The 21,218-nt window shown below is 72.8% G+C and carries 20 protein-coding genes; 9 read left to right on the top strand and 11 right to left on the bottom strand.

Annotated features, from left to right (window positions below):
- Positions 1-66 precede the first annotated feature (66 nt).
- From AC3A3H_RS03195 to AC3A3H_RS03185, 3 genes are all read left to right on the top strand, one after another.
- Positions 67-1,632 carry a PspC domain-containing protein gene (locus AC3A3H_RS03195; protein ID WP_487613100.1) on the top strand — a complete coding sequence of 522 codons (1,566 nt, stop codon included), beginning with the start codon at positions 67-69 and terminating at the stop codon, positions 1,630-1,632.
- Positions 1,629-2,279 (top strand): hypothetical protein, encoded by a 651-nt coding sequence (locus tag AC3A3H_RS03190; RefSeq protein ID WP_487613099.1) that lies wholly within the window; start codon positions 1,629-1,631, stop codon positions 2,277-2,279. Before AC3A3H_RS03195 ends, AC3A3H_RS03190 begins: the two co-directional genes overlap by 4 nt.
- Before the next feature lie 460 nt (positions 2,280-2,739).
- Positions 2,740-3,651, top strand: coding sequence for a nucleotidyltransferase family protein (locus tag AC3A3H_RS03185; protein ID WP_487613098.1), 912 nt, complete (start codon positions 2,740-2,742; stop codon positions 3,649-3,651).
- Positions 3,652-3,673: 22 nt separating this feature from the next.
- Here the strand turns inward: AC3A3H_RS03185 and AC3A3H_RS03180 are convergent, their stop codons facing one another.
- Genes AC3A3H_RS03180 through AC3A3H_RS03170 form a run of 3 tightly spaced genes read right to left on the bottom strand, consistent with a single transcriptional unit; the run spans position 3,674 to position 6,884 of the window.
- The gene (locus tag AC3A3H_RS03180) at positions 3,674-5,077 is read right to left on the bottom strand and encodes a sugar transferase (protein WP_487613097.1); all 1,404 of its coding nucleotides are present in this window, start codon (positions 5,075-5,077) and stop codon (positions 3,674-3,676) included.
- Positions 5,077-6,180: an LCP family protein gene (locus tag AC3A3H_RS03175; protein WP_487613096.1), complete on the bottom strand. Its 1,104-nt coding sequence runs from the start codon at positions 6,178-6,180 to the stop codon at positions 5,077-5,079. The genes AC3A3H_RS03180 and AC3A3H_RS03175 overlap by 1 nt, the downstream gene beginning before the upstream one ends.
- Positions 6,177-6,884: an arsenate reductase/protein-tyrosine-phosphatase family protein gene (locus AC3A3H_RS03170; RefSeq protein ID WP_487613095.1), complete on the bottom strand. Its 708-nt coding sequence runs from the start codon at positions 6,882-6,884 to the stop codon at positions 6,177-6,179. The genes AC3A3H_RS03175 and AC3A3H_RS03170 overlap by 4 nt, the downstream gene beginning before the upstream one ends.
- 187 nt (positions 6,885-7,071) lie before the next feature.
- On the opposite strand from AC3A3H_RS03170, the gene AC3A3H_RS03165 reads away from it, so the two are divergent.
- The 3 genes from AC3A3H_RS03165 to AC3A3H_RS03155 are packed head-to-tail and all read left to right on the top strand — an operon-like array spanning position 7,072 to position 10,110.
- Complete coding sequence (locus tag AC3A3H_RS03165) at positions 7,072-8,175, top strand: hypothetical protein (RefSeq protein ID WP_487613094.1); 1,104 nt, start codon at positions 7,072-7,074, stop codon at positions 8,173-8,175.
- Positions 8,175-8,549 carry a PqqD family protein gene (locus AC3A3H_RS03160; protein WP_487613093.1) on the top strand — a complete coding sequence of 125 codons (375 nt, stop codon included), beginning with the start codon at positions 8,175-8,177 and terminating at the stop codon, positions 8,547-8,549. The genes AC3A3H_RS03165 and AC3A3H_RS03160 overlap by 1 nt, the downstream gene beginning before the upstream one ends.
- Position 8,550: 1 nt before the next feature.
- Entirely contained in the window at positions 8,551-10,110 is a 1,560-nt protein-coding gene (locus tag AC3A3H_RS03155) for a tyrosine-protein kinase domain-containing protein (RefSeq protein ID WP_487613092.1), read from the top strand.
- A gap of 36 nt (positions 10,111-10,146) precedes the next feature.
- Here the strand turns inward: AC3A3H_RS03155 and AC3A3H_RS03150 are convergent, their stop codons facing one another.
- Genes AC3A3H_RS03150 through AC3A3H_RS03140 form a run of 3 tightly spaced genes read right to left on the bottom strand, consistent with a single transcriptional unit; the run spans position 10,147 to position 12,669 of the window.
- Positions 10,147-11,409 carry an O-antigen ligase family protein gene (locus tag AC3A3H_RS03150; protein WP_487613091.1) on the bottom strand — a complete coding sequence of 421 codons (1,263 nt, stop codon included), beginning with the start codon at positions 11,407-11,409 and terminating at the stop codon, positions 10,147-10,149.
- Complete coding sequence (locus AC3A3H_RS03145) at positions 11,406-12,485, bottom strand: glycosyltransferase (protein ID WP_487613090.1); 1,080 nt, start codon at positions 12,483-12,485, stop codon at positions 11,406-11,408. The genes AC3A3H_RS03150 and AC3A3H_RS03145 overlap by 4 nt, the downstream gene beginning before the upstream one ends.
- Before the next feature lie 10 nt (positions 12,486-12,495).
- On the bottom strand, positions 12,496-12,669 hold the full coding sequence (locus tag AC3A3H_RS03140) for a hypothetical protein (RefSeq protein ID WP_487613089.1): 174 nt from the start codon (positions 12,667-12,669) through the stop codon (positions 12,496-12,498).
- A 211-nt stretch (positions 12,670-12,880) separates the two neighbouring features.
- On the opposite strand from AC3A3H_RS03140, the gene AC3A3H_RS03135 reads away from it, so the two are divergent.
- Entirely contained in the window at positions 12,881-14,998 is a 2,118-nt protein-coding gene (locus AC3A3H_RS03135; protein WP_487613088.1) for a RecQ family ATP-dependent DNA helicase, read from the top strand.
- A 20-nt stretch (positions 14,999-15,018) separates the two neighbouring features.
- Here AC3A3H_RS03135 and AC3A3H_RS03130 read toward each other — a convergent pair whose 3' ends face one another.
- The 4 genes from AC3A3H_RS03130 to AC3A3H_RS03115 form a co-directional block, all read right to left on the bottom strand.
- The gene (locus tag AC3A3H_RS03130; protein WP_487613087.1) at positions 15,019-16,167 is read right to left on the bottom strand and encodes a UDP-N-acetylmuramate dehydrogenase; all 1,149 of its coding nucleotides are present in this window, start codon (positions 16,165-16,167) and stop codon (positions 15,019-15,021) included.
- A gap of 14 nt (positions 16,168-16,181) precedes the next feature.
- Positions 16,182-16,607, bottom strand: coding sequence for a MaoC family dehydratase (locus tag AC3A3H_RS03125; RefSeq protein WP_487613086.1), 426 nt, complete (start codon positions 16,605-16,607; stop codon positions 16,182-16,184).
- Entirely contained in the window at positions 16,607-17,053 is a 447-nt protein-coding gene (locus AC3A3H_RS03120; protein ID WP_487613085.1) for an FAS1-like dehydratase domain-containing protein, read from the bottom strand. The genes AC3A3H_RS03125 and AC3A3H_RS03120 overlap by 1 nt, the downstream gene beginning before the upstream one ends.
- A gap of 482 nt (positions 17,054-17,535) precedes the next feature.
- Entirely contained in the window at positions 17,536-18,393 is an 858-nt protein-coding gene (locus AC3A3H_RS03115) for an SDR family NAD(P)-dependent oxidoreductase (RefSeq protein WP_487613084.1), read from the bottom strand.
- A 59-nt stretch (positions 18,394-18,452) separates the two neighbouring features.
- Here AC3A3H_RS03115 and AC3A3H_RS03110 point away from each other — a divergent pair, with 59 nt between their 5' ends.
- Both AC3A3H_RS03110 and AC3A3H_RS03105 read left to right on the top strand, forming a co-directional pair.
- Positions 18,453-19,133 (top strand): TetR/AcrR family transcriptional regulator, encoded by a 681-nt coding sequence (locus AC3A3H_RS03110; RefSeq protein ID WP_487613083.1) that lies wholly within the window; start codon positions 18,453-18,455, stop codon positions 19,131-19,133.
- Between the two features lie 69 nt (positions 19,134-19,202).
- Positions 19,203-20,126 (top strand): Ppx/GppA family phosphatase, encoded by a 924-nt coding sequence (locus tag AC3A3H_RS03105; RefSeq protein WP_487613082.1) that lies wholly within the window; start codon positions 19,203-19,205, stop codon positions 20,124-20,126.
- Positions 20,127-20,148: 22 nt separating this feature from the next.
- Here the strand turns inward: AC3A3H_RS03105 and AC3A3H_RS03100 are convergent.
- A partial coding sequence (locus tag AC3A3H_RS03100; RefSeq protein ID WP_487613081.1) for an RNA polymerase sigma factor occupies positions 20,149-21,218 on the bottom strand: 1,070 nt, incomplete at its 5' end.

Below are 21,218 nucleotides of genomic sequence, written 5' to 3'. Positions count from 1 at the left end.
GAATCAGGGTGCGCTCAGGGTGTCCCCCCATAGCGGCAGCGCGCCGCCGCGCGCCACGATCGAGTCATGGTGAACGACGGCACGACCCCTCCCCCTTCGGACGTCCCCGCCTCCGGTGGAGCCCAGCCCCCCTCCGGCGGCGCGCAGACGCCCTACGGCGGCCCGCAGACCGGCCTCTCCGGCCGGGGCACCCGCTTCTTCGACTGGATGCGCGGGCTCGGCGTCCAGCGCACGGACGGCTGGATCGGCGGGGTCTGCGCGGGCATCGCCTACCGCATCGGCATCGACCCCCTGATCGTCCGCGGCATCGTGGTCGTCGTCGCACTGCTCGGCGCTCCCGCCCTCCTGTTCTATGCGCTGGCCTGGGCGCTGCTGCCGGACCGCGACGGCCGCATCCACCTCCAGCGCCTCTTCGAGGGCGAGTTCGAGCCGCCGATGGTCGCGATCGGGGTGCTCGTCGTGCTGTCGCTGCTGCCGTGGTCCGACGGGCTCTGGTGGTTCGGGGCGCCGTTCGGCCATGGTCCCGGCTGGGGCGACTCGGTCGGACGGATCATCTGGACCGTGATCGTGCTGGCCGCGGCCGTCGCGCTGATCGTCTACGCCGGGCGCCGGGCCGACAGCCGGTCGGCGTCCGGTGCGGGGTCGTCGGGTCCGGCGGCGCCTGCCGCCGCCGCCACCGCTTCCGCAGCCGCGACGACCGTCCCGGATCCCGCCGCCGCGCCCGCCGTCCCCGCCTCGCCGACGGTCGCCACCGTCGCCGAGCCCACGGCTCCTCCCGCGCCGGGTGCGGGCGCGACCGCGGAGGAGGTGACCGACTGGCGCACCCGCCAGGCGCAGTGGAAGGCCGAGCACGATCAGTGGAAGCAGCGGCTCGCCGAGGACATGCGCGCGGTGAAGGCGCAGCGCTCGGCGCAGCTGCGGGCGCAGGCCTCCGCTGCCAACGCGGACGCCGAGGCCAGGCGGGTGGCCTACCGCGCCGCCAACCCCCGGGTCGGCGCTGCGATCGGCTGGCTGTCCGTCGGCCTGGCCCTGGTCGCGGGCTCCCTCACCGGCGCGCTCTGGGGCCCGCTCACCGGCCTGCCCGGTTACGCCCTGACCGCCTCGCTCGCCGCGGCGACGCTCGTGTTCGGCGTGACCGTCCTCATCGCGGGGATCGCCCGCCGCCGCAGCGGCTTCCTCATCTTCCTGGGCATCCTGCTCGCCGGACTCACCGCGCTGGCCGCGCTGCTGCCGACCTCCCCCGCGGTCCGGCTGGACGCGAGCGTCACCGCCGGCAACACGCTGTCGGCGACGCCCGCGGGGAGCGCGAACTACCTCCAGGCGGTCGGAGACAGCACCATCGACCTCAGCAAGGCCGTGACGGCCTCCGGCACGCCGGTGGTCAACTTGGCCAAAGGCCCCGGACCGACGACGGTGATCGTCCCGGCGGACGCCACCGTGCGCGTGGAGGCCGCCACCGTGGCGTCGGTGACCGTGACGGACCCGTCGGGCGGCGAGCAGGTGCACCGCTGCGACCCGGGCTTCTTCGGCGGCTGCTCCACGGACATCGTGGTCGGCCCGGCCGGCTCCCCGGACGCCGTCGTCCGCGTCGCCCAGCTCGACGCGGTCCACGTCGAACGAGTCGAGAAGTGACAGAGAGCGAGAGCGAGATGACGACCACACCTGCCCAGCCGACCGACGACACGAACGCGGACGACGCGAACACCGACAACGCGAACACCGACGACGCGAACACCGACGACGCGAACACCGACGACGCGAACGCCACGACCCCGGTGCCGACCACAGCCGAGTCCGACGACACGAACCTCACCATCCCGCTGCCGACCACGGCCGAGTCCGACGACGCCGACACGCTCGTGATCCCGGCCACCGCGGACACGTCGGCGACAGCCGAGACGCTCATGATCCCGGCGCCCGCCACGCCCGCAGCATCGGCCACGGCGACCACCCCCGCCGCGCCGCCCGCCGCCCCGGCCGAACCCTGGCTCTCCGACGCCGCCTACTCCTACGTGCCCCGGCCGGTGCCCTCGGGGCCGCCGCCCGTCCGCTGGGGCGGGATCGTCTGGGGCGCCCTGCTGATCCTGCTCGCCGTCGCCACCCTCGTGACCGTCTCGTCGCCCGTGCGTCTCGCCGGCGTCACCGTCTGGCTCGCCACCCTCACTCCGGGTGCTGCTATCGCCGTGTGGATCGCCGTCATCGGGATCGTCATCGTCATCTCGGCGCTGCTCAGCGCGATCAGCGCCACTCAGCGCAGCCGCCGGCGCCGCCGGGTCTGACCGGCGGTCCCGCCCTCGAACGAGGAGGTGCCGGCCGCTCAACCCGAATAAGCCGGCCGGCACCCGGGGTGGGCTCCGGCTGCATGGGATGCAGCGACACTCGACCACCCGCTGGCGGAACGGCTCCGGGTACCCGTACCGGATGCGCCGTCCGCAGACTCCAGTAAGGCGGACCGAGCGGGCCCCAATCCCGGCGGCCTGCGGAATCCCGCGCCGGCGGTGAGCGAGGATCACCTGCGTGGTCACCTTGCGGCGCCGATCCCACGGGGCTCACCGCACCAGCCGTCTCGGGCACGGAACCGGGAGCGAGCCCGCGAAGCCCTGTGACTATGGGTGTGAACAGCCGCGGGCGGCCGGCGCGATCCAGCCGATCACGGCGGAGTCCCGCGCGAGACGGCCCGGGCCCACACTGCGCGGGGCCCCGTCGATCACGCCCGATCAAATCCCTGGAGTGAAAAGCATGGTGAATCAGCCCGGACTCGCCTCCGACCCTCCCGTGGTCGCCGACCCGGCGCTGCTGCTCACCGCGGCCGTCGCGCGCCTGGCGACGACCCTCGGCGTCCGCCTGCTCGTCATCAAGGGGATCACCGCCGCCGTATACGGACTCCGTCCTGCCCACACCAGCAGCGATGTCGACGTGCTCGTCAGCCACGACGACTACGGTTCGCTGATCGCCGCTCTGGAGGAGCGCGGCTGGCGCCGGCGGGCCCACGACCCGGACACGGACACCTTCCCCCTGCACAGCGCGAGCCTGTACCACCCCGAATGGTCGGTCGACGTCGATGTCCATTTCCGCTATCCGGGCCTCGAAGCGGACGGCGACCTCTTCGAGTCGATCTGGGCGCAGCGCACGGTCATGTGGTGCGGCAACCAGCGGGTCTGCATCCCCGGCCTCGCGGACGCGATCATGATCGGCGCCGTCCACGCGATCCGTTCCCGGTTCTCCCGACGGCATCGCGACGAGCTCGACTACCTCGTCGTGCGCTGCGCAGACATGGATGTCGCGCTCCTGCTCCGCCGCGCCCGGGAGCTCGGCGCGCTCGCCACCGCGCGACCCTTCCTGGAACGCCTGAAGCCGTTCGACGTGGACTTCGCCTGGGGCGAGGCCTCCGCCGAGTGGCGGCTGCGCACCGAGTTCCCCGAGGCCGCCGAACGTCGGGCTCTGCTGTGGAGGCGGGCCACGCCGCGGCAGCGCCTGACCAAACTGCGTCTCGCGCTCTTCCCGCCGCCCGCAGCGCTGGTGAAGGAGACCACGCGGACCCGGCTCGGGGCGGTCCAGCTCGCCGGAGGCTATCTGCGCCGATGGGTCCGCGGCGTGAAGGCCCTCCCGAAGGCGCTGGCCGTGCTGGCGGACGACCGGCGCGAACGCTGATGCCGGCGGCAGCCGACGGCCCTCAGTACGCCCCGTTCGGGCGCAGGACCACTCCGACGGTCTGGAAGAGGATCCGGAGGTCCCCGCCCACCGACCAGTTCTCGACGTAGAAGAGGTCGAGCCGCACCCCCTGCTCCCAGGTCAGATCGGAACGCCCGTTGACCTGCCACAGCCCGGTCATCCCCGGCTTGACGATGAGCCGGCGGTGGCTGTCCCTGTCGTATTCGGCGACTTCGGAGGGGAGCGGCGGGCGCGGGCCCACGAGACTCATCTCGCCTTTCAGCACGTTCCACAGCTGCGGCAGCTCGTCGATCGACGTGCGCCGCAGGAACCCGCCGACCCGGGTGACCCGCGGATCGTCCTTGATCTTGAACAGCGGACCGGCGCCTTCATTCCGGTGCAGCAGGTCCGCGACCTCCTCCTCCGCGTTCACCCGCATGGTGCGCAGCTTGAGGATGCCGAACAGCTTGCCGTCGCGTCCCACCCGCGACTGGACGAAGAACGCGGGACCGGGGCTGTCGAGCCGGATCAGCACAGCGCAGGCGGCGATGACCGGCAGCAGGAACGCCAGCGCGACGGAGCTGAGCACCACGTCGAAGACGCGCTTCGCCCGTCGCCGCGTGATCGAGCGGTCGGCCGGTGCGACCTCGATGATGGGGAGCCGGTCGATCGGGAAGTACTCGGCGCGCGGCGCGGCGAGCTCCGGCACGTCGATCGAGAGCCACACCACGGCGCCGGCGCCCTCCACATCCCAGAGCAGCTGGCGGACGTTCGCGCCGCCGCGCTCCTCGGTCAGCACGATGATGTCGACCCGGTGCTGCTCCACGAGCTGCCGCAGCTGCGGCCCGCGCGCGTTCTCGACGCCGGTCGTGGCGACGACGTCGACGGCGATCGGCGCCGCACGCTCCGCGAAGACCGCCGCGAGCTCGGCGACCCGTTCCGGGGTCCCCACCACCAGTGCGCGACGGATGTACCGGCCGCGCGCACGGTGGGCGTAGATCCAGGTGCGGCAGACGAAGCGGACGGCGAGCAGTCCGAAGAAGCCGATCGGGATGGCGAAGGCCAGATACGCGCGCGAGAGGTCGAGCTGGAGGACCAGGGAGGCTACGGCCAGGATCGCGACCAGCCATGCGGTCGCGCGCACCGGCGGCCAGTACGACGGGCCGTTGCGCCGCCGCGGCCACGACACGTACCCGTTGAGTGCCGCGAGGATCCCGATCCAGAGCAGCCCGAGCACCACGGAGACCGTCGCATACGACGTGTCGAGCGGTCCGATCCTGGCCGGATCGTCCCGGGTGCCGAACCGGACGACGTGCGCGGCGGCGAGAGCGACGCCGACGACCAGGGCATCCGCCAGGAGGAGCGGGCGCGCGGCGCGCAGTCGGCCGGTCAGAGTCTGCGCGTGTTGTGAATCGGTGCGGACCATCAGTTCCTTCCGTTGCCCAGCGCGCCGCTCTCGAGCGTCGGTATGACGTCGTCGGCCGCGAGCGCTTTGCTGAGGACCCCGGTGCGCGCCTCGTCGACGCGCACGATCGACTGCCCGTCCGGCGACCTTCCGGTCCCGGCGGTGGGCAGCGTGAGGGTGTGGATCGCGTCCGGCTTCAGGCCGCGGTAGTCGAACGCGAGCGACGCGGCGACCGGCGCGGTCAGCCCCTCGTCGACGGCGATGTAGCGGGCGAGCGTCCCGATGGCGTTCTGCGTCCTGCCCGGATCCGTCAGGACCTGCGCGCCGACGAACCCCTGCAGCAGGCCGCGGATGAACGCCTGCTGGTTGCGGACGCGCTGGTAGTCGCTGTCCGGGAACGAGTACCGCTCGCGGACGAACGCGAGCGCCGCGGATCCCTCGAGCCGGTTCTCGCCCTTCTCGAAGCGGTAGCCCGGCATGTTCTTCGAGGCGAAGGCGTGCTCGGACCAGACCGTCACGCCGCCGAGCGCCGTGGCCAGCGCACCGAACCCGCCGAAGTCGACGACCATCACGTGGTCGATGCGCGCCCCGAGCAGGCCCTCCACCGTCTGGACCGCGAGCGGCACGCCGCCCCAGCTGAACGCGGCGTTCAGCTTCGCCTCGCCGTGGCCGGGGACAGGCACCCACAGGTCGCGCATCAGCGAGACGACCACGATCCCCGACCGGTCGGCGGGGAGGTGGACGAGCATCAGCGTGTCGGAGCGCTCCCCCGTCGCGGCGCCCGACATCGAATCGCGCAGTCCGGTCCGGGAGTCCGACCCGATCAGGAGGAGGTTGATCGCGCCCTCGACGGCGGCCGGGCGCCCGGCCTCGTCGGGGAACGCGTGCTGGATTCGCCCCACGGCGCCGTCGAACGACGACCCCAGCCAGACCAGGTAACCGCCGACGAGCGCCACCGGCAGCAGGATCACCAGGGCGGCGGCGGTGAGCCAGATCCAGATCCGGCGCCGCCGCCTGCGCTGTTCGCGGCGCCGGCCCTGCCTCCTCCGCGTCCCGTCGGCCGGCGGCGGCCCGTCGAGCGCTGCTGCTCCCGGCTCGGACTCGACGCCCGAGGTCGCCGTCATGCCGGCGACCTCCGGCCGGCCAGGATGTCGATCGCCGGGACCAGCCGGCGTGCCATTTCGTCGAATGCGTCGTCGGCGCGGCCGTACGGGTCGGCGATGTCGTCGTCGCCGCGTGGCGGGAGCAGGCCGCGGCGGCGGTCGTCCACGACCCGTTCGGTGAGCGCGCGCCACCGCCGGGGATCGGCGGGATCCTCGGGATCGGCCCCGAAGCCCTCGATCGCGCGCGCGAACTCCAACAGTGTGAACGTCCGCGAAAAGGCGCCGGGGTCGAGTTCGGTGACCCGCGTGGCGTGCTCGCGCGTCAACCCGAGGAGGAGGTCGGCGCCGGCGATGACGGACTCGGTGAGCTGCGTGGCGGCGAACCCGCGCGGGTCGCCGCCGGCGGCGCGGACCCGGGGACCCGTCTGCGACGAGATCGGCCGGCCGACGACGGCCCGCGTGCCCGCACTCCGGACGACGACCGCGCCGCGATCTGCGCCGCCGGAGCGCGCCGGGGATCCCAGTCGCGCCGTCAGGACCCGTTCGGCCATCGCCGACCGGCAGATGTTGCCGGTGCACACGAAGAGGACGCAGAACCCGTTCCCGGACATCAGGACTCCCCTCGTGTCGATGTCGCGGCGGGAGGCGCCGCCGTCGCAGTTGCAGACGGACAGGATGGCCCCGGCGCGCAGCCGCTCCCGGGCATCGCACAGCGGGAGCGGCACGACCGCTGCCGTTCTTCACCCGGGAATTCGGCTCAGCATCGGTCGAGTGACGGGGCCGCGTCACCCGACCGGCGACGCGACGGCGAGGGAGGCCCCGAGCGCCGCACCGGCCCGGCACCCGTCGAGACTGGTTCTCTGCCCTGACCTGACCAGGCCTGACCCGACCCGACCCCACTGAGGAGACCCCGTGCCCGCCCTCACGAACCACCCGGACGACGCAGAACGCGGGTTCGTCGTCGGCGCACTCGGCAGGCGCCTCCGGATCCGGGTGACCGGTCCGGGATCGGACGCACTCGCCACGGCCTTCGCCCGCGCATGGGCCGCGCTCCTCCTTGACCCGCGTTCCGAGACCGACCACGAGCTCACCCTCAGCACGTGGGCGGACTCCCCTGACTCGATCACAGCCGCGCTGGCCGACGCCAGCGCCCGGATCACCCGGACGCTCATCGACCTGAACGCCGGACGCGGACTGCTGTTCCACGCCGCGGCGGTCGTCGGCCACGACGGCCGCGCGATCCTGCTCGTCGGGCCGTCCGGCGCCGGGAAGACGACCGCGGTCACCCGGCTCGCCGGCGCCAACGGCTACCTGACGGACGAGACGGTGCTGGTCGGCCACGACGGCCGCGTCATCCCGTACCCGAAACCGCTCTCCGTCGACCGGGGAGGCCCGGCGAAGCTGCAGCTCGCACCCGGCGAGCTCGGTCTCCGCGTGGCCGAGGGCGCCTCGTACGAGGTGGGACGCGTGGTCGTCCTGAACCGCGGATCGGCCGCTCCGGGCGCGCCGCGCTCCCGCCGGCTCGACCTCATCGAGAGCATCCAGGCGCTCGTGCCGCAGCTCTCGGGGCTGGAGCACCACCCGGCGCCGCTCGGCGCCATCGCGGAGCTCATCCGACGCCTGGGCGGGATCGAGCTGCTCAGCTACACGGACGTCGGCGAGCTCGATCCCGCCGGTCTCCCGCTCTCGCCGCCGCTCTCGGCAGAGGAGGTCGCCTTCTCGACCGTCATCGGCGGTACGGACGACCACGCGGCCGCGGGGTCCGGACTCGTCCGCACGCGGGCGAGCGACGCCGTCGAGACGGCGGACGTGCTCGTCCTGGCCCACGGCGCCGCCGTCAGGGCGCTCGCCGGCATCGCGAAGACGCTCTGGCTGGAGACCGACGAGGCTCGCCCGAAGGACGCCCTCCTCGACCGGTTGCGCACGGTCCACGGCGCCGCGCCGGGCGACGAGCGGGCCCTGCGCGGCGCGATCGACGACCTCGTCCGCGCGGGGGTGCTCGAGTGGCGGAGCTGATGGCTCCCGCCGCCAGAGGTGACATCGAGGATGAATCTTCCGCCCGCGTCCACCGTCACGACCGGTCGATCGTGTGGGTCGAGACCTCGGCGGGACGCTGGGCCGTGACGGACATCCGCGACTTCCGGCAGTTCGTCCTCAACGGCACGTCCGGGATGCTCTGGAGGTCGTTCGACGGCCACACCGCGGACGACGACATCGTGACGCAGCTGCTCCGTTCGTTCCCCGGCCACCCGGAGACGGCCGGCGCCGACTGCCGGTCGCTCATCGACGAGCTGGTGCGGCTCCGACTGCTGGAGCAGGCCGACCCCGACCCCGTACTCGAACAGGCCGACGACCTCGAAAAGGCCGACGACGCCGGAATGGAGCTGTGAGATGACCTCGTCGACGGACGCCACGGAGAACCAGTCGAAGGGCAGGGACCTCCGCGACTTCGTGCGGATGATCAGGCGCTATTGGCTCGGCGAGGCGATCATCGTGCTGGCGACGATCGGCCTCGTGGCCGGGTTCACGGCGCTGCAGCCCCGCGTGTACCAGTCCACCGCGACCGGCCTGACCCAGGCGGCGACCGGTGAGAGCCTCTCGATGGCATTCGCCGGCGAGAGCCTGGCCAAGTCGCGTGCGGAGTCGTACGTGCGCGTCGCCGCCTCGGACGCGGTGGCCAAGCGCGCACAGGAGATCCTCGGCACCGACCGCTCCGTCTCCGATCTGCTCGGGCACATCAGCGCCAGCCTCCCCGCCGACACCGCCATCATCGAGATCACGGCGAGCGCGAACACCCCGGACGGCGCCGCGAAGCTCGCCAACGCCTGGATCACCGCCCTCTCCGACCAGGTGCGGGCGCTCGAGTCCCCGGAGGGATCGGTCGGCGACCCGGCGCTCGCGTTCGTCCCGCTGGCCAATGCTCGCGCACCCTACTTCCCGTCGTCGCCCAACATCCAGACGGCCCTCGTGCTCGCGGTGCTCGCGGGCTGCGCGCTCGCCCTGGTCTACGCGCTGCTCCGCCAGCACTTCGACCGCCGGATCCGCTCGGTGGAGCAGATCGAGCGTCTTCTCGACGCCCCGGTGATCGGGACCGTGCCGGCCAGCCCCGCCCTGTCCGATCGTCGGCGGGTCATCGAGCACACCTCGGGGGCGGACTCCGTGCAGATCTTCGCGATCTCCGAGTCGCTGCGCGAGCTGCGCACGAACCTGAGCTACATCGACGTCGACAACCCGCCCAAGGTCATCGTGGTGACCAGCTCGATCCCCGGTGAGGGCAAGTCGACCCTGACGGCGAACCTCGCCGACGCCATCGTCTCGGGCAACACGAACGTCGTCATCATCGACTGCGACCTGCGCCGCCCGATGCAGTCGACCCTCTACGACCTGCGCGGCGGCGTCGGGCTCACCGACGTGCTGAGCGGCCGGGTCGCCCTGAGCGACGCCCTCCAGGCCCCGACCGCCAGCACCCACCTCCGGGTGCTCGGCGCCGGCCGGGTCCCACCGAACCCGAGCGAGCTCCTCGGCTCGCGGACGATGCGCGAGCTGGTGGACGCGCTCTCGGGCGTCGCGACCGTGATCCTGGACGCTCCGCCGTTGCTGTCGGTGACGGACGCGGCCATCCTCGGGACGATCGCGGACGGCGTCGTGATCACGGTCGGGGCCAAGCAGGTCACCGCGGAACAGCTCCAGAAGGCCTATCGCTCGGTCACCCGCGTGAACGGCAAGGTGCTGGGCGCCGTGCTCAACAAGATCCCGCCGAACGGGATCGACTCGCACGACTACGGGTACTACCGCAACGACTACTACACGACGCACGAGGCGGAGTCGCAGGCGGAGTCCGAGTCCCCGGCGGGCGCGGAGCCGCAGGCAGGCGCGTCGCACGACGAGGACGCCACGTCGTCCCGCCGCGATGTCCAGCGCACGCGGAAGTCGATCCGCGCGGCACGGTGACGGCGCCCGTGCCACTGCAGCGCCTCGGCACGTGAACTAGGTCGCCCGGAGCGCGACCGCCGTCTCCGCCGGCCGGGCGAGCCCCTGGTTCCGCTCGTCCGAGCGCGGGAGGGCGATCATCAGGCTGGCGAGGACGCCCGCGTTCATCCAGGTGAAGAGGTCGAACGAGAAGAACATCGCGAACAGCATCGCGAGGACGGCCTTGACGGTGCGATCGGCGAACCAGAAGGCGACTGCCCAGAACACGAGCAGCACCGCCAGGCCCACGATGCCCAGTGTGCCGAGCGCGTAGACGAGCATGTTGTCGACGGCCCGGAGGTAGATCTGCTGCATGAGGCCGCGGTCGTAGAGGATGTTCTCGTTGCCGAACCCGTGACCGAACCACGCCTCCAGCGGGGGCCGCCCCAGGAGGGCGGGGACGGACTCGAGTGCCCCGAGACGGTGCGTCCAGGAGCCCGAGTCGAGCAGGTTGGCGACGATGGTCCCGATTCCGATGTCGATGTTCAGCAGAACGACGACGACCGCGCCGACACCGAGCAGCGAGCGGAGCCAGGAGGTCAAGGACCGGTTGAGCGCGACGTGCACGAGCAGGCCGACGGCCACCGAGGCGACCGCGCTGCGCGTCCCCGAGAGGGCCAGCCCGAACGTCGCGATGGTCAGGTTGACCAGCCTCCAGCGCGGAGACCAGCGCGCCGGATTCGACCAGGCGACGATCACCGCGACCCCGAAGTACACGGCGAACACGATCGGGTGACCGAAGGTGCCCTGGCCGCGCGCATAGAGGTCGTTGACGAACGGGTTGTGGCGGACCATGCCCGTATAGCCCCAGACCGGCTCCGGGAGGACGAGGATCTCCACGACCGCCAGCCCGACCTGCGCCGCCGCCAGACCGGCGATGGTGCCGTACACCATCCGGAGTTCCGGCCGCGTGAGCGAGGAGGCCACGTAGGCCACGAGCGTCCCGAGCCCGAAGTACAGCACGATGCGATTGGTGCCGTAGCTGCCGGTGAGCAGCACGCTCAGCGAGATGAATCCCCACCAGGCCGCCACCGTCCAGAACCGGACGCCCCCGGACGTGCTGGCCCGCGAGCGCACCAACGCGAGCACGAGCACGCCGATGGCGGCCATCGAGGCGCCGGAGCGGACTCCGCTCGGCGCGAAGTTCGCCATCCCGAACGACACCGCCACCAGGGCGAAGGACACGGCGAGACCGCGGATCATCCGTGGGGGCACCACGACCATCAGGAGCACGACCGCGAGGATCGCGATCGCCGCGCCGAAGAGCAGCAGCGGGCTCACGAGCGGACGGCGGGACGGGCGAGCCGCCGGTACGCGTCGAGCACGGGCCCGAAGACGCGCTCGGGCGACGCCTCGGAGTCGGCCCAGCGCTTGGCCGTGTCGACCACGGCGGCCCGAGTGGCGGGCTCGGCGGCCGCGCTCGCGATGACGGCCGCGAATTCCGCGTCGCCGGCGTCGTCGGCGACCTCGAAGCCCTTGCCGGCGGCGAGCAACCCGTTGGCGGCCGACGCCGTGGCCACGACCGGCCGGCGGCGGTCGAACGCCTCCAGGACCGCCAGCGGGGTGCCCTCCCAGCGGGAGGTCATCACCAGGAAGTGCGCTGCGTCGAGCCGCGCGGGGACATCGGCGACCTGGCCGGCGAAGTCGATCGGCGCGTTCAGCTCGTTCGCCAGCGCGCGCGCCGCGTCCCGCAACTCGCCGTCACCGGCCCAGGTCGCCTCGACCGGTCGCTGCGCGGAGAGCTCGGCGACCACCCGCACGAACCGGAGCGGATCCTTCTGTTCGACCATCCGGCCGACGGCGAGGAGGCGAAGCGGGTCGGTGACGTCGTTCGGGACCGGCTCGGGAGCGTCGGCGCGCTGAGCCGGGGCGTTCCCGACGATGATGACGCGCTCGGCCGGCCGGCCCGCATCGAGCACGACCATCTCTGCGACGGCGGGCCCGACGGCGAAGATCACACGGCTGCGGAACGACAGGCAGCGCGGCCGCACGCTCGGCAGCCGCGTGTGCGCGTGCTCGACCACGGGGATGCCGAGCCTCCGGCCCACGATCAGCGCCTGCAGGGCCTCGCGTCGCTGGTGCGCGTGGAGCACGTCCGGCCGGGTCTCGCGGGCGGCGCGCAGCAGCCGCCGGGTCTGGCCGAGGAAGCCGCCGTCCTCGTGCGGCAGGAAGCGGACGGCCGGCGCCAACCGGGCAGCGGATGCGCCTCCCGCCCCGAACACCGAGACCTCGACACCGCGGTCGAGGGCCAGCCAGGTGGCGAGATCGACGACGACCTGCTGCGCCCCGCCGTGGCCCATGCTGTCGACCACGTGCATCACCCGGAGCGGGGTGCGGCCCGTCGCGTCGGCTGTCACGGACGACGGCTCAACGGGACTCGATGACCTGGACGTCGCCGAGCGCGTTGCGGGCCATGTCGAGCGCCTCTCCCACGTTGCGGGCGTCCATGACGACGACGGCGGAGGTGCCGTTGGGCAGGCGGAGCCGCAGCTCGAACGGGCGGATCGGAGCCTGTGCGCGGGTGCGGGTGAGAGTGGACACCCGGCGACTGTACGGCCGCTCCTCCCCTCGCCCCGGGCCGATCCGCGTCAGCCTGGCGGACCGAGCGGACAACTTCATCCCTTCGATCACCCGACTCGCCGACCGTCGACCCGGACACGCGGGACTCCTCCACAGGCTGCGGATCAGGCGGACGTTCCACAGATTCGCCCGTTCGGGTTCCGACGTCGGCGCCGTCTGGAACGATGGCTGCATGAGCACCACAGACACCACCGAAGAGACCACGCGCGAACGGGCCCTGGGCCGCCTCCGCGCGCTCGTCGGCAGACCGGACGCGGAGTTCCACGACGGCCAGTTCGAAGCGATCTCGGCCCTGGTCGACGACCGGAGCAGGGCGCTCGTCGTCCAGCGCACCGGCTGGGGCAAATCGGCGGTGTACTTCGTCGCGACCATGCTGCTGCGCGAGCGGGGCGCCGGGCCGACCATCCTGGTCTCGCCCCTCCTCGCCCTCATGCGCGACCAGGTCGAGGCGGCGGCGCGGGCCGGCGTGCGAGCGCTGTCCATCAACTCGGCCAACCGGCACGAGTGGGACGACGTGGCGGCGCGGCTGCGCGACGACAGCGTGGATGTGCTCCTGGTGTCGCCGGAGCGCCTCAACAATCCGGACTTCCGGGACCAGCAGCTCCCGGCCCTGGTCGACCGGTGCGGCCTGCTGGTCATCGACGAGGCGCACTGCATCTCGGACTGGGGGCACGATTTCCGACCGGACTACCGGCGGCTGCGCGACCTCGTCGCCACGCTGCCGGAGGGCATCCCCGTCCTAGCGACGACGGCCACCGCGAATCAGCGGGTGGTCGCGGACGTCGAGGAACAGCTCGGCGGTCACGGGCTGTCCTCTCCCGTGCGCACCATCCGCGGGCCGCTGGCGCGGAGGTCGCTCCGGCTGGGAGTCCTCGCCCTCGAGGACGCCACCGCGCGGCTGGCCTGGCTCGCCGGCCACCTCGCGGACCTGCCGGGCAGCGGCATCGTCTACGCGCTGACCGTGTCGGCGGCGGAGGACACCGCCCGAGTGCTGCGGCGGGCGGGCCACGACGTCGCCGCGTACACCGGGCAGACCGATCCGGCCGAACGCGAGGAGCTCGAAGGCCGGCTGAAGCGCAACGACGTCAAAGCGCTCATCGCGACCAGCGCCCTCGGCATGGGCTTCGACAAGCCCGACCTGGGCTTCGTGGTGCACCTCGGGGCGCCGTCCTCCCCCGTCGCGTACTACCAGCAGGTGGGGCGGGCGGGACGCGCGACGGAGTCGGCCGACGTGCTGCTGCTCCCGGGCCCGGAGGACCGGGCGATCTGGCGGTACTTCGCCACGGCGGCCATGCCCACGGAGGAGAAGGCGACAGCGCTGCTCGGAGCGCTGAGCGGGCAGGTGCAGTCCACGCGGGTGCTCGAGAGCCGCGTCGACCTGCGCGCGTCCACGCTCGAGCTGCTGCTCAAGGTGCTGGACGTCGACGGCGCCGTGCGACGCGTGCCGGGCGGCTGGGTGTCGACGGGACAGCCGTGGGCGTACGACCGCGACCGCTACGAGCGCATCGCGGCGGCACGGGAGGCCGAGCAGCAGGCGATGCTCGAGTACGAGCGCACGCCCGGCTGCCGCATGGAGTTCCTGCAGCGGCAGCTCGACGATCCGGACGCCGGCCCGTGCGGACGCTGCGACCGCTGCGCAGGCGAATGGTATCCGGCGGGAGTGGCGGCGGACGCCCGGCAGTCGATTGCGGCGGAGCTCGATCGGGTCGGCGTCCCGGTGGAACCTCGCAAGCTCTGGCCGACCGGCGCCGACAGCCTCGGCGTTCCGGTGCGGGGCAAGATCGCACCGGGCGAGCAGCTCGAGACCGGCCGTGTGCTGGCCCGGCTGACCGACCTCGGCTGGGGCGGACGCCTCCGGGAGCTCCTCGACGTCGGCGCGGCCGACGTCGAGTGTCCGCCGGAGATCCTGAAGGCGTGCGTGCAGGTTCTCGCCGACTGGGACTGGGCGGCGCGCCCGGCGGCCGTGGTGGCCGTGCCGTCCCGTGGCCGCCCGCGCTTCACCGAGAGCCTGGCCCGCGGGCTCGCCGACATCGGACGGCTGCCCTACCTCGGCGCCCTCGGCCTCCGCGGCGGCGGCCCGTCCGGCGGCCCCGGCGGCAACAGCACCTACCGCCTTGCGGGCGTCTGGGACCGCTTCGACGCCTCCCCGCTCGCGATCCCGGCGGGCGCGCCGATGCTGCTCGTCGACGACCTCATCGACAGCCGCTGGACGGTCACCGTGGCCGGCCGCGAACTGCGCCGGGCGGGCGCCGGCGCGGTGCTGCCGTTCGCGGCTGCGCTGCGGGCGTGAGTCGTGGCGGCGGTGTGCCGCTACAGGTCCAACCCCACCAGCACCGGCTCCGGCCGCAGCAGAACCCCGAATTCCGCCTGCACGCGGGCCTGGATGAACGAGGCGAGCTGGGCGATGTCTGCTGCGCCTGCATGGCCGCGGTTGACGATCGCCAGGGTGTGCTTCGACGAGATCGCGGCGCCCGAGCCGGGGAGGGAGAATCCTCGGCGGATCCCGGCGTTCTCGATCAGCCAGGCCGCCGAGAGCTTCACGTCGTACGGGCCGCCCGCCAGCGGCGGGATGTCGAGGGGGTGCACGCCGCCGGCCGGGAGGCCGATGACGATGTCCGGTTCCGGAGGCGTCACGGGCCAGCGCGGCGCGTTCGCCGGGAGGCTGCGGGCGAACGACTCCGAGACGATCGGGTTGGTGAAGAAGCTTCCCGCGCTGACCGAATCCGGGTCGGCCGGGTCGAGCACCATCCCTTTCGAGGCGCGCAGCGCGAGCACGGCGCGGCGCAGCTCTGCCACCGGCACGCGCGATCCCAGCGGCACACCGAGCGAGTCGGCGAGCTGTGCGTACGCGACGGGGGCGCTGAGCGGCGCGCCGATGCCGCCCGGCACCGAGTTGTCCGCCAGCTCGAGGTCGACGGTGAGCACGACGCCGAGCAGGCCGCGCTTCAGGATGGAGGTCCGGTAGCCGAGGCCGAGGTCCGCGCGCGTCAGCCGGCGGACCTCGCCGGTGTCCGCGTCGAGGAACTCGACGCCCAGCAGGGCGGACTCGAGCTCCTGGCCGTACGCACCGATGTTCTGCACCGGTGCAGCGCCGGTCGAACCGGGGATGCCGGACAGCGCCTCGACCCCCGACCAGCCGTTCCGCACGGTCAGGGCGACGACGTCGTCCCACGGCTCGCCCGCCTGCACCCGCAGGCGCACGCGGCCCTCCGGCGCGTCGAGCCGCTCGACCCCGCGGGTCGCCACACGGATGACCGTGCCGGGGAAGCCGTCGTCGCTCGCCACGGTGTTGGAGCCGCCACCGAGGAGCAGCCAGTCCTCGCCCGACGCCCACACCTCGCGGGTGGCCGCCACGAGCGCGTCGCGGTCGGCCGGTGCGATCAGGGCCTCCGGCACGCCGCCGACCCGCATGGTCGTCAGTTCGGCGAGGGAGGGGGTCTCGGTCAGCTTGTCGTCCACGGTCCGCCCGTCGTTCACGCGAGCGAGACGCGCACCTGCGCCTTGCCGAGGACGGTCCCGGCGTCGAACGTCGTCGTGAGGTCGATGCGCGCCACCCGCGCCTCCGCGTCGAGCTGCCCGACCTTGGCCGTCACTTCGACGCGCGCGCCCTCGGCCGGGTCCACGATCACCGGGCGGGTGAACCGCACCTGATAGTCGACCACCCGTGCCGGGTCGCCCGCCCAGTCGACCACCGGCTGCACGGCGAGCCCCATGGTGAGCATCCCGTGCGCGATCACGCCGGGCAGGCCGACCGACGTCGCGACGTCGTCACGGTAGTGGATCGGGTTGAAGTCGCCCGAGGCGCCGGCATAGCGGACGAGCGAGTCGCGGCTGAGGTCGAACGAGCGCTCGGCGACGACGTCGCCGACGGTCAGGGTGTCGAAATCGGGGGTGGCCATCACTCGTCTCCTCGAACGACCAGGGTGGAAACAGTGGTGACGACGTGCTCGCCGGAGTCATCCACGATCACCGTCTCCGCGGTGACCATGGAGTGCGCGCCGAGCGACTTGACCGACGTGACGGTCAGCGTCGCCGTCAACTCGTCGCCCGCGATCACGGGACGCGTGAAGGTGAACCGCTGGTCCCCGTGGACGACGCGGCTGAAGTCGATGCCCGCCTCCGGGTCGGCGAGCAGCTGGTCGAGCGTGAGCTGCTGCACCACCACCGGGAAAGTCGGCGGCGCGACGAGGTCGGCGTGACCCGCCGCCTGCGCGGCCGCCACGTCGAAGCTGGCCGGATCCGTCGCGAGCACGGCGGCGGCGAACTCGCGCACCTTCTCCCGGCCGACGAGGTAGGGAGGGGTGGGCGGGAAGCTGCGCCCCACGAGCTCTGGATTCACTGGCACCCGTCGATTCTACGCAAGCGGGGGTGGGGCCCCGCGGAGTCGCGCAGCGGTCATCCCCCGAGCCGAACGTCATCCCCACACAAAAGGAGAACCCCGGCGCACTCGGCGCCGGGGTTCTCGAAGCTGTCGTCAGCGGACTACTGGCAGCTGTCGCACTGCAGCAGGTCCATCGGGTCGACCGGAACCGCATAGCCGCCGACACTGTCGTTTTCGTAGTCCATGATGGCCTCCCCTGAAGTCTTTTCATCCGCGCGCCTCGCGGTGTTTACCCACTATATAACCCGAATGACACGATTGTCATTCCACTACATGTAGTGTTTCCGGGTTTTTTTCGGGCCCTCGTCCCACACCCCTGAGATTACGCGGGACCACCGACATTCCCACCTCCGAACTGGGTACAGCGACCCGGCGTGTCGCGCCTCCGGGGCCGCGTGTCGCGCTGCGGACGAACGCGGTGGCGTCCGGGCGGATCCGCCGGGCGTTCAGGCCGGGAACGCCACCGGATAGGGCTCGGCGAAGTCGGCCGACCGGCCGACGGCCGCCCAGCGCTCGTCGTCCGAGAGCAGGTCGCGGTCCTGCGCGAGCGACATCTCGACGGCGTTCACGCCGAGCGGCAGATGCTCGGGGAGGTCGTCGCGGCCGGCCAGAGCGACGAGGATCTCGGCGGCGCGGCGCGGGTCTCCCGCCGGCCCCTCCGCGTTCTGGCGCAAGCGCGCGTTGACGGCGCCGACGGTCTGCTCGTACCCGGCGGGGACGTCGTGCACGGTCATCGACGAGCCGGCCCAGTCGGTGCGGAACCCGCTGGGCTCGACCACGAGGACACGGATGCCGAACGGCGCCGTCTCGGCGCGCAGCACCCGGCTGAACCCGTCGATCGCGAACTTCGCCGCCTGGTACGACGCGATCCCGGGCGAGCCGCCGACGCGGCCGCCGACGGACGAGAACTGCACGATGAGACCGCCGCCCTGCTCGCGCAGCAGCGGGATGGCCGCCTTCGACACCGTGTAGACGCCCCAGAAGTTCGTCTCGAACTGGGCGCGGACATCCGCGTCGTCGGCGGTCTCGATGGGAGCGACATTGGCGTAACCCGCGTTGTTCACGATGACGTCGAGCCGGCCGAAGGCGGCGTGCGCCTCGTCGAGAGCGGTGCGGACCCGCTCGGGGTCGGTGACGTCGAGGGCGAGCGGGAGCACGCGGGCGCCGTACTGCGCGGCGAGGTCGTCGAGTTGCTCGGGGCGGCGTGCGGTGGCGGCGACGCGGTCGCCGGCCTCCAGCGCGGCGACGACGAGCTCGCGGCCGAAGCCGCGGGAGGAACCGGTGATGAACCATGTCTTCTGCATGTCATTAATGAAACACCGTTTCATTAATTTGTGCAACAGCGTTGCGGTAAACTCTCAGCATGACCGCCTCCGACCCGCAGCCCGCCGGCTTCCAGCGCGCACGCTCTCCCGAGGCCAAGCACGCCCGCGAGACCGCGATCCTGGAGGCCGCCCGCACGCTCGGCGCGCGCGACGGCATCCGGCAGGTCACGCTGACCGACATCGCGGTCGAGACGGGCATGCACAAGTCGGCGATGCTCCGCTACTTCGAGACCCGGGAGGAGATCTTCCTGCGGCTCACCGCGGACGGCTGGCGCGAATGGACGCCGGTGCTCTGCGGCCGGATCGCAGCGGATCGGCCGGCCACGGCCTCCACCGTCGCCGCCGCGTTCGCGAGCACGCTCGCAGCGCGCGGAGCGTTCTGCGACCTTCTGGCGCAGGCGCCGCTCAACCTCGAGCGCAACGTGTCGCTCGACGCCGTGAGCGCGTTCAAGCTCACCACTCGCGAGTGCCTCGACCGCATCGTCGCCGCGATCCGCGCCGCCCTGCCGGGGCTGAGCGACCAAGACGGCGTCGACGTGGTCGCCACGGCGACCTCCGTCGCCGGGACCTTCTGGCAGATCGCGACTCCGTCGGCTGAGGTCGCGGCGCTGTACCGGTCGGACCCGCGCATGTCGCACGCGCTGATCGACGTGGAGCCACGGCTGCAACGCATCCTCAGCGCGCTCGTGGCCGGTTATCTCGGTCGCGGACTCTCCTAGGCGTGACGCAAGAAGGTTCCCGCATCGACTCATTACTGCGGGCCGCCGAGTGACCACTACTGTCTGACTATGCGCCTCGGAGTCCTCGACGTGGGATCGAACACCGTCCACCTTCTCGTCGTCGACGCGCACCCCGGCGCACGTCCGCTGCCCGCGGCCACGCACAAGTCCGTGCTGCGGCTGATGCGCTACATCACCGAGGACGGCTCGATCAGCGCCGAGGGCGAGAGCGCGATCCTGGAGGCCATCCGGTCCGCGGTGGAGGTGGGCCGCGCCGAGGGCATCGAGGAGCTGCTGCCGTTCGCGACCTCGGCGATCCGGGAGGCCACGAATGGACCCCGCATCCTCGCCCGCATCCTCGAGGAGACGGGCGTCGACCTCCAGGTGCTCTCGGGCGAGGACGAGGCGCGGCTGACGTTCCTCGCCGTGCGCCGGTGGTCGGGCTGGTCGTCCGGCTCCATCCTGCTGATGGACATCGGCGGCGGCTCGCTGGAGATCGCCGCCGGCGTGGACGAGTACCCGGACACCGCGGTGTCGCTGCCGCTCGGCGCCGGCCGCAGCACGATCGGCTTCCTGCACCAGGATCCGCCGACCGCCGACCAGCTCACCGCGCTGCGCGACCACGCGAGGACGACGCTGGAAGACGCGGTCGGACAGTTCACCGACCGGGGCCCCGCGCACGTGATCGGCACCTCCAAGACGATCCGCTCGCTCGCCCGCCTGGCCGGCTCGACCGCGAGCGGCCCCGGCGGGACCGACCGCAGTCTCCTCCGCCGCTCGGAACTGGCCGACTGGGTGCCGCGACTCGCGCAACTGACGGCCGACGCGCGCACGGCGCTGCCGGGGATCACGGCCGACCGCACGTTCCAGATCGTCGCGGGCGGCGTCGTGCTGCGGGAGGCGATGCGCGCGTTCGACGTGCCGGTGCTCGAAGTGTGCCCGTGGGCGCTGCGGGAGGGCATCATCCTGCGGTATCTGGACCACTTGGACTGAGGGGCATCGCGCGCGCTGCGGGCTACTCCGTCAGCGCCGCGGCCTTCGCCAGGAGCACGGAGCGCTCGGCCACGTTGGCACACAGTTCGGCGGCGCGGCGGTACTCGTCCGCCGCCGCTGCGGTGCGGCCGAGGCGCGCCAGGAGCTCGGCGCGCACACCCGGCAGCAGGTGGGAACCGGCCAGGGCTCCGCTGCGCTCCACGGCCTCCACCTCCGCCAGCCCCGCAGCCGGGCCGTCGGCCATCGCCACGGCGACGGCGCGGTTCAGGTCGACGATCGGCGACGGGGCGACCTGCGCGAGCGCCTCGTAGAGGAGGACGATCCGCGGCCAGTCCGTCTCGGCGACCGACGGGGCGACCGCGTGGCATTCCGCGATCGACGCCTGGAGGCCGTACGGGCCGAGGCCCCGGCCGGCGGCGACCGCGGTCGCGAGCGCCGCGCGGCCGCGGCGGATCGCCGAGCGGTCCCAGCGGCGGCGGTCCTGGTCCTCCAGCAGCACCGGGCCGCCGTCCGGGGCGGTGCGGGCCGGGAATCGGGCCGCCGTCAGCTCCAGGAGGGCGAGCAGGCTGTGGACCTCGGGCTCGCGCTCCAGGCGGGCGAGCACGCGCGCCAGCCGCACCGCCTCGTAGGCCAGGTCGGTGCGCATCCAGGACTCCCCCGCCGTGGCGGACGAGCCCTCCGTGAAGATCAGGTAGATCACGCTCAGCACCGACCCGAGCCGTTCGCGGCGATCGGGGCCGGCCGGGACCTCGAACGGCACGTGCGCCGCGGCGATCGTCTTCTTCGCGCGCGTGATCCGCGCCTGCACGGTCGGCACCGGCACGAGGAACGCCCGAGCGATCTCCTCGGTGGTGAGGCCGCCGACCACCTTCAAGGTGAGCGCGATGCGCGCCTCCCGCGACAGCACCGGGTGGCAGGCGGTGAAGATCAGGGCGAGCACGTCGTCGTCGATGACGTCCGGGTCGAAGAGCAGGTCGGCCCCTGGCGCTGCCTCGTCCAGGTCGCGCGCGAGCAGCGCGTACCGCTCGTCGCGGCCGGCGCGGCGGCGGAACGCGTCGATCGCGCGCCGCCGCCCCACCGTGAGCAGCCAGC

Source organism: Leifsonia sp. Soil_N53, from assembly GCF_057655165.1.
The sequence above is the reverse complement of the archived record's forward strand: the minus strand, read 5'-3'. Positions and strand labels throughout refer to the sequence as shown.

Excerpts from the sequence above, each read along its gene's own strand:
- AC3A3H_RS03195 (WP_487613100.1), top strand. The coding sequence starts at position 67 with ATGGTGAACGACGGCACGACCCCTCCCCCTTCGGACGTCCCCGCCTCC.
- AC3A3H_RS03185 (WP_487613098.1), top strand. The coding sequence starts at position 2,740 with ATGGTGAATCAGCCCGGACTCGCCTCCGACCCTCCCGTGGTCGCCGAC.
- AC3A3H_RS03180 (WP_487613097.1), bottom strand. The coding sequence starts at position 5,077 with ATGGTCCGCACCGATTCACAACACGCGCAGACTCTGACCGGCCGACTG.
- AC3A3H_RS03175 (WP_487613096.1), bottom strand. The coding sequence starts at position 6,180 with ATGACGGCGACCTCGGGCGTCGAGTCCGAGCCGGGAGCAGCAGCGCTC.
- AC3A3H_RS03160 (WP_487613093.1), top strand. The coding sequence starts at position 8,175 with ATGGCTCCCGCCGCCAGAGGTGACATCGAGGATGAATCTTCCGCCCGC.
- AC3A3H_RS03155 (WP_487613092.1), top strand. The coding sequence starts at position 8,551 with ATGACCTCGTCGACGGACGCCACGGAGAACCAGTCGAAGGGCAGGGAC.
- AC3A3H_RS03135 (WP_487613088.1), top strand. The coding sequence starts at position 12,881 with ATGAGCACCACAGACACCACCGAAGAGACCACGCGCGAACGGGCCCTG.
- AC3A3H_RS03125 (WP_487613086.1), bottom strand. The coding sequence starts at position 16,607 with ATGGCCACCCCCGATTTCGACACCCTGACCGTCGGCGACGTCGTCGCC.
- AC3A3H_RS03115 (WP_487613084.1), bottom strand. The coding sequence starts at position 18,393 with ATGCAGAAGACATGGTTCATCACCGGTTCCTCCCGCGGCTTCGGCCGC.
- AC3A3H_RS03110 (WP_487613083.1), top strand. The coding sequence starts at position 18,453 with ATGACCGCCTCCGACCCGCAGCCCGCCGGCTTCCAGCGCGCACGCTCT.
- AC3A3H_RS03105 (WP_487613082.1), top strand. The coding sequence starts at position 19,203 with ATGCGCCTCGGAGTCCTCGACGTGGGATCGAACACCGTCCACCTTCTC.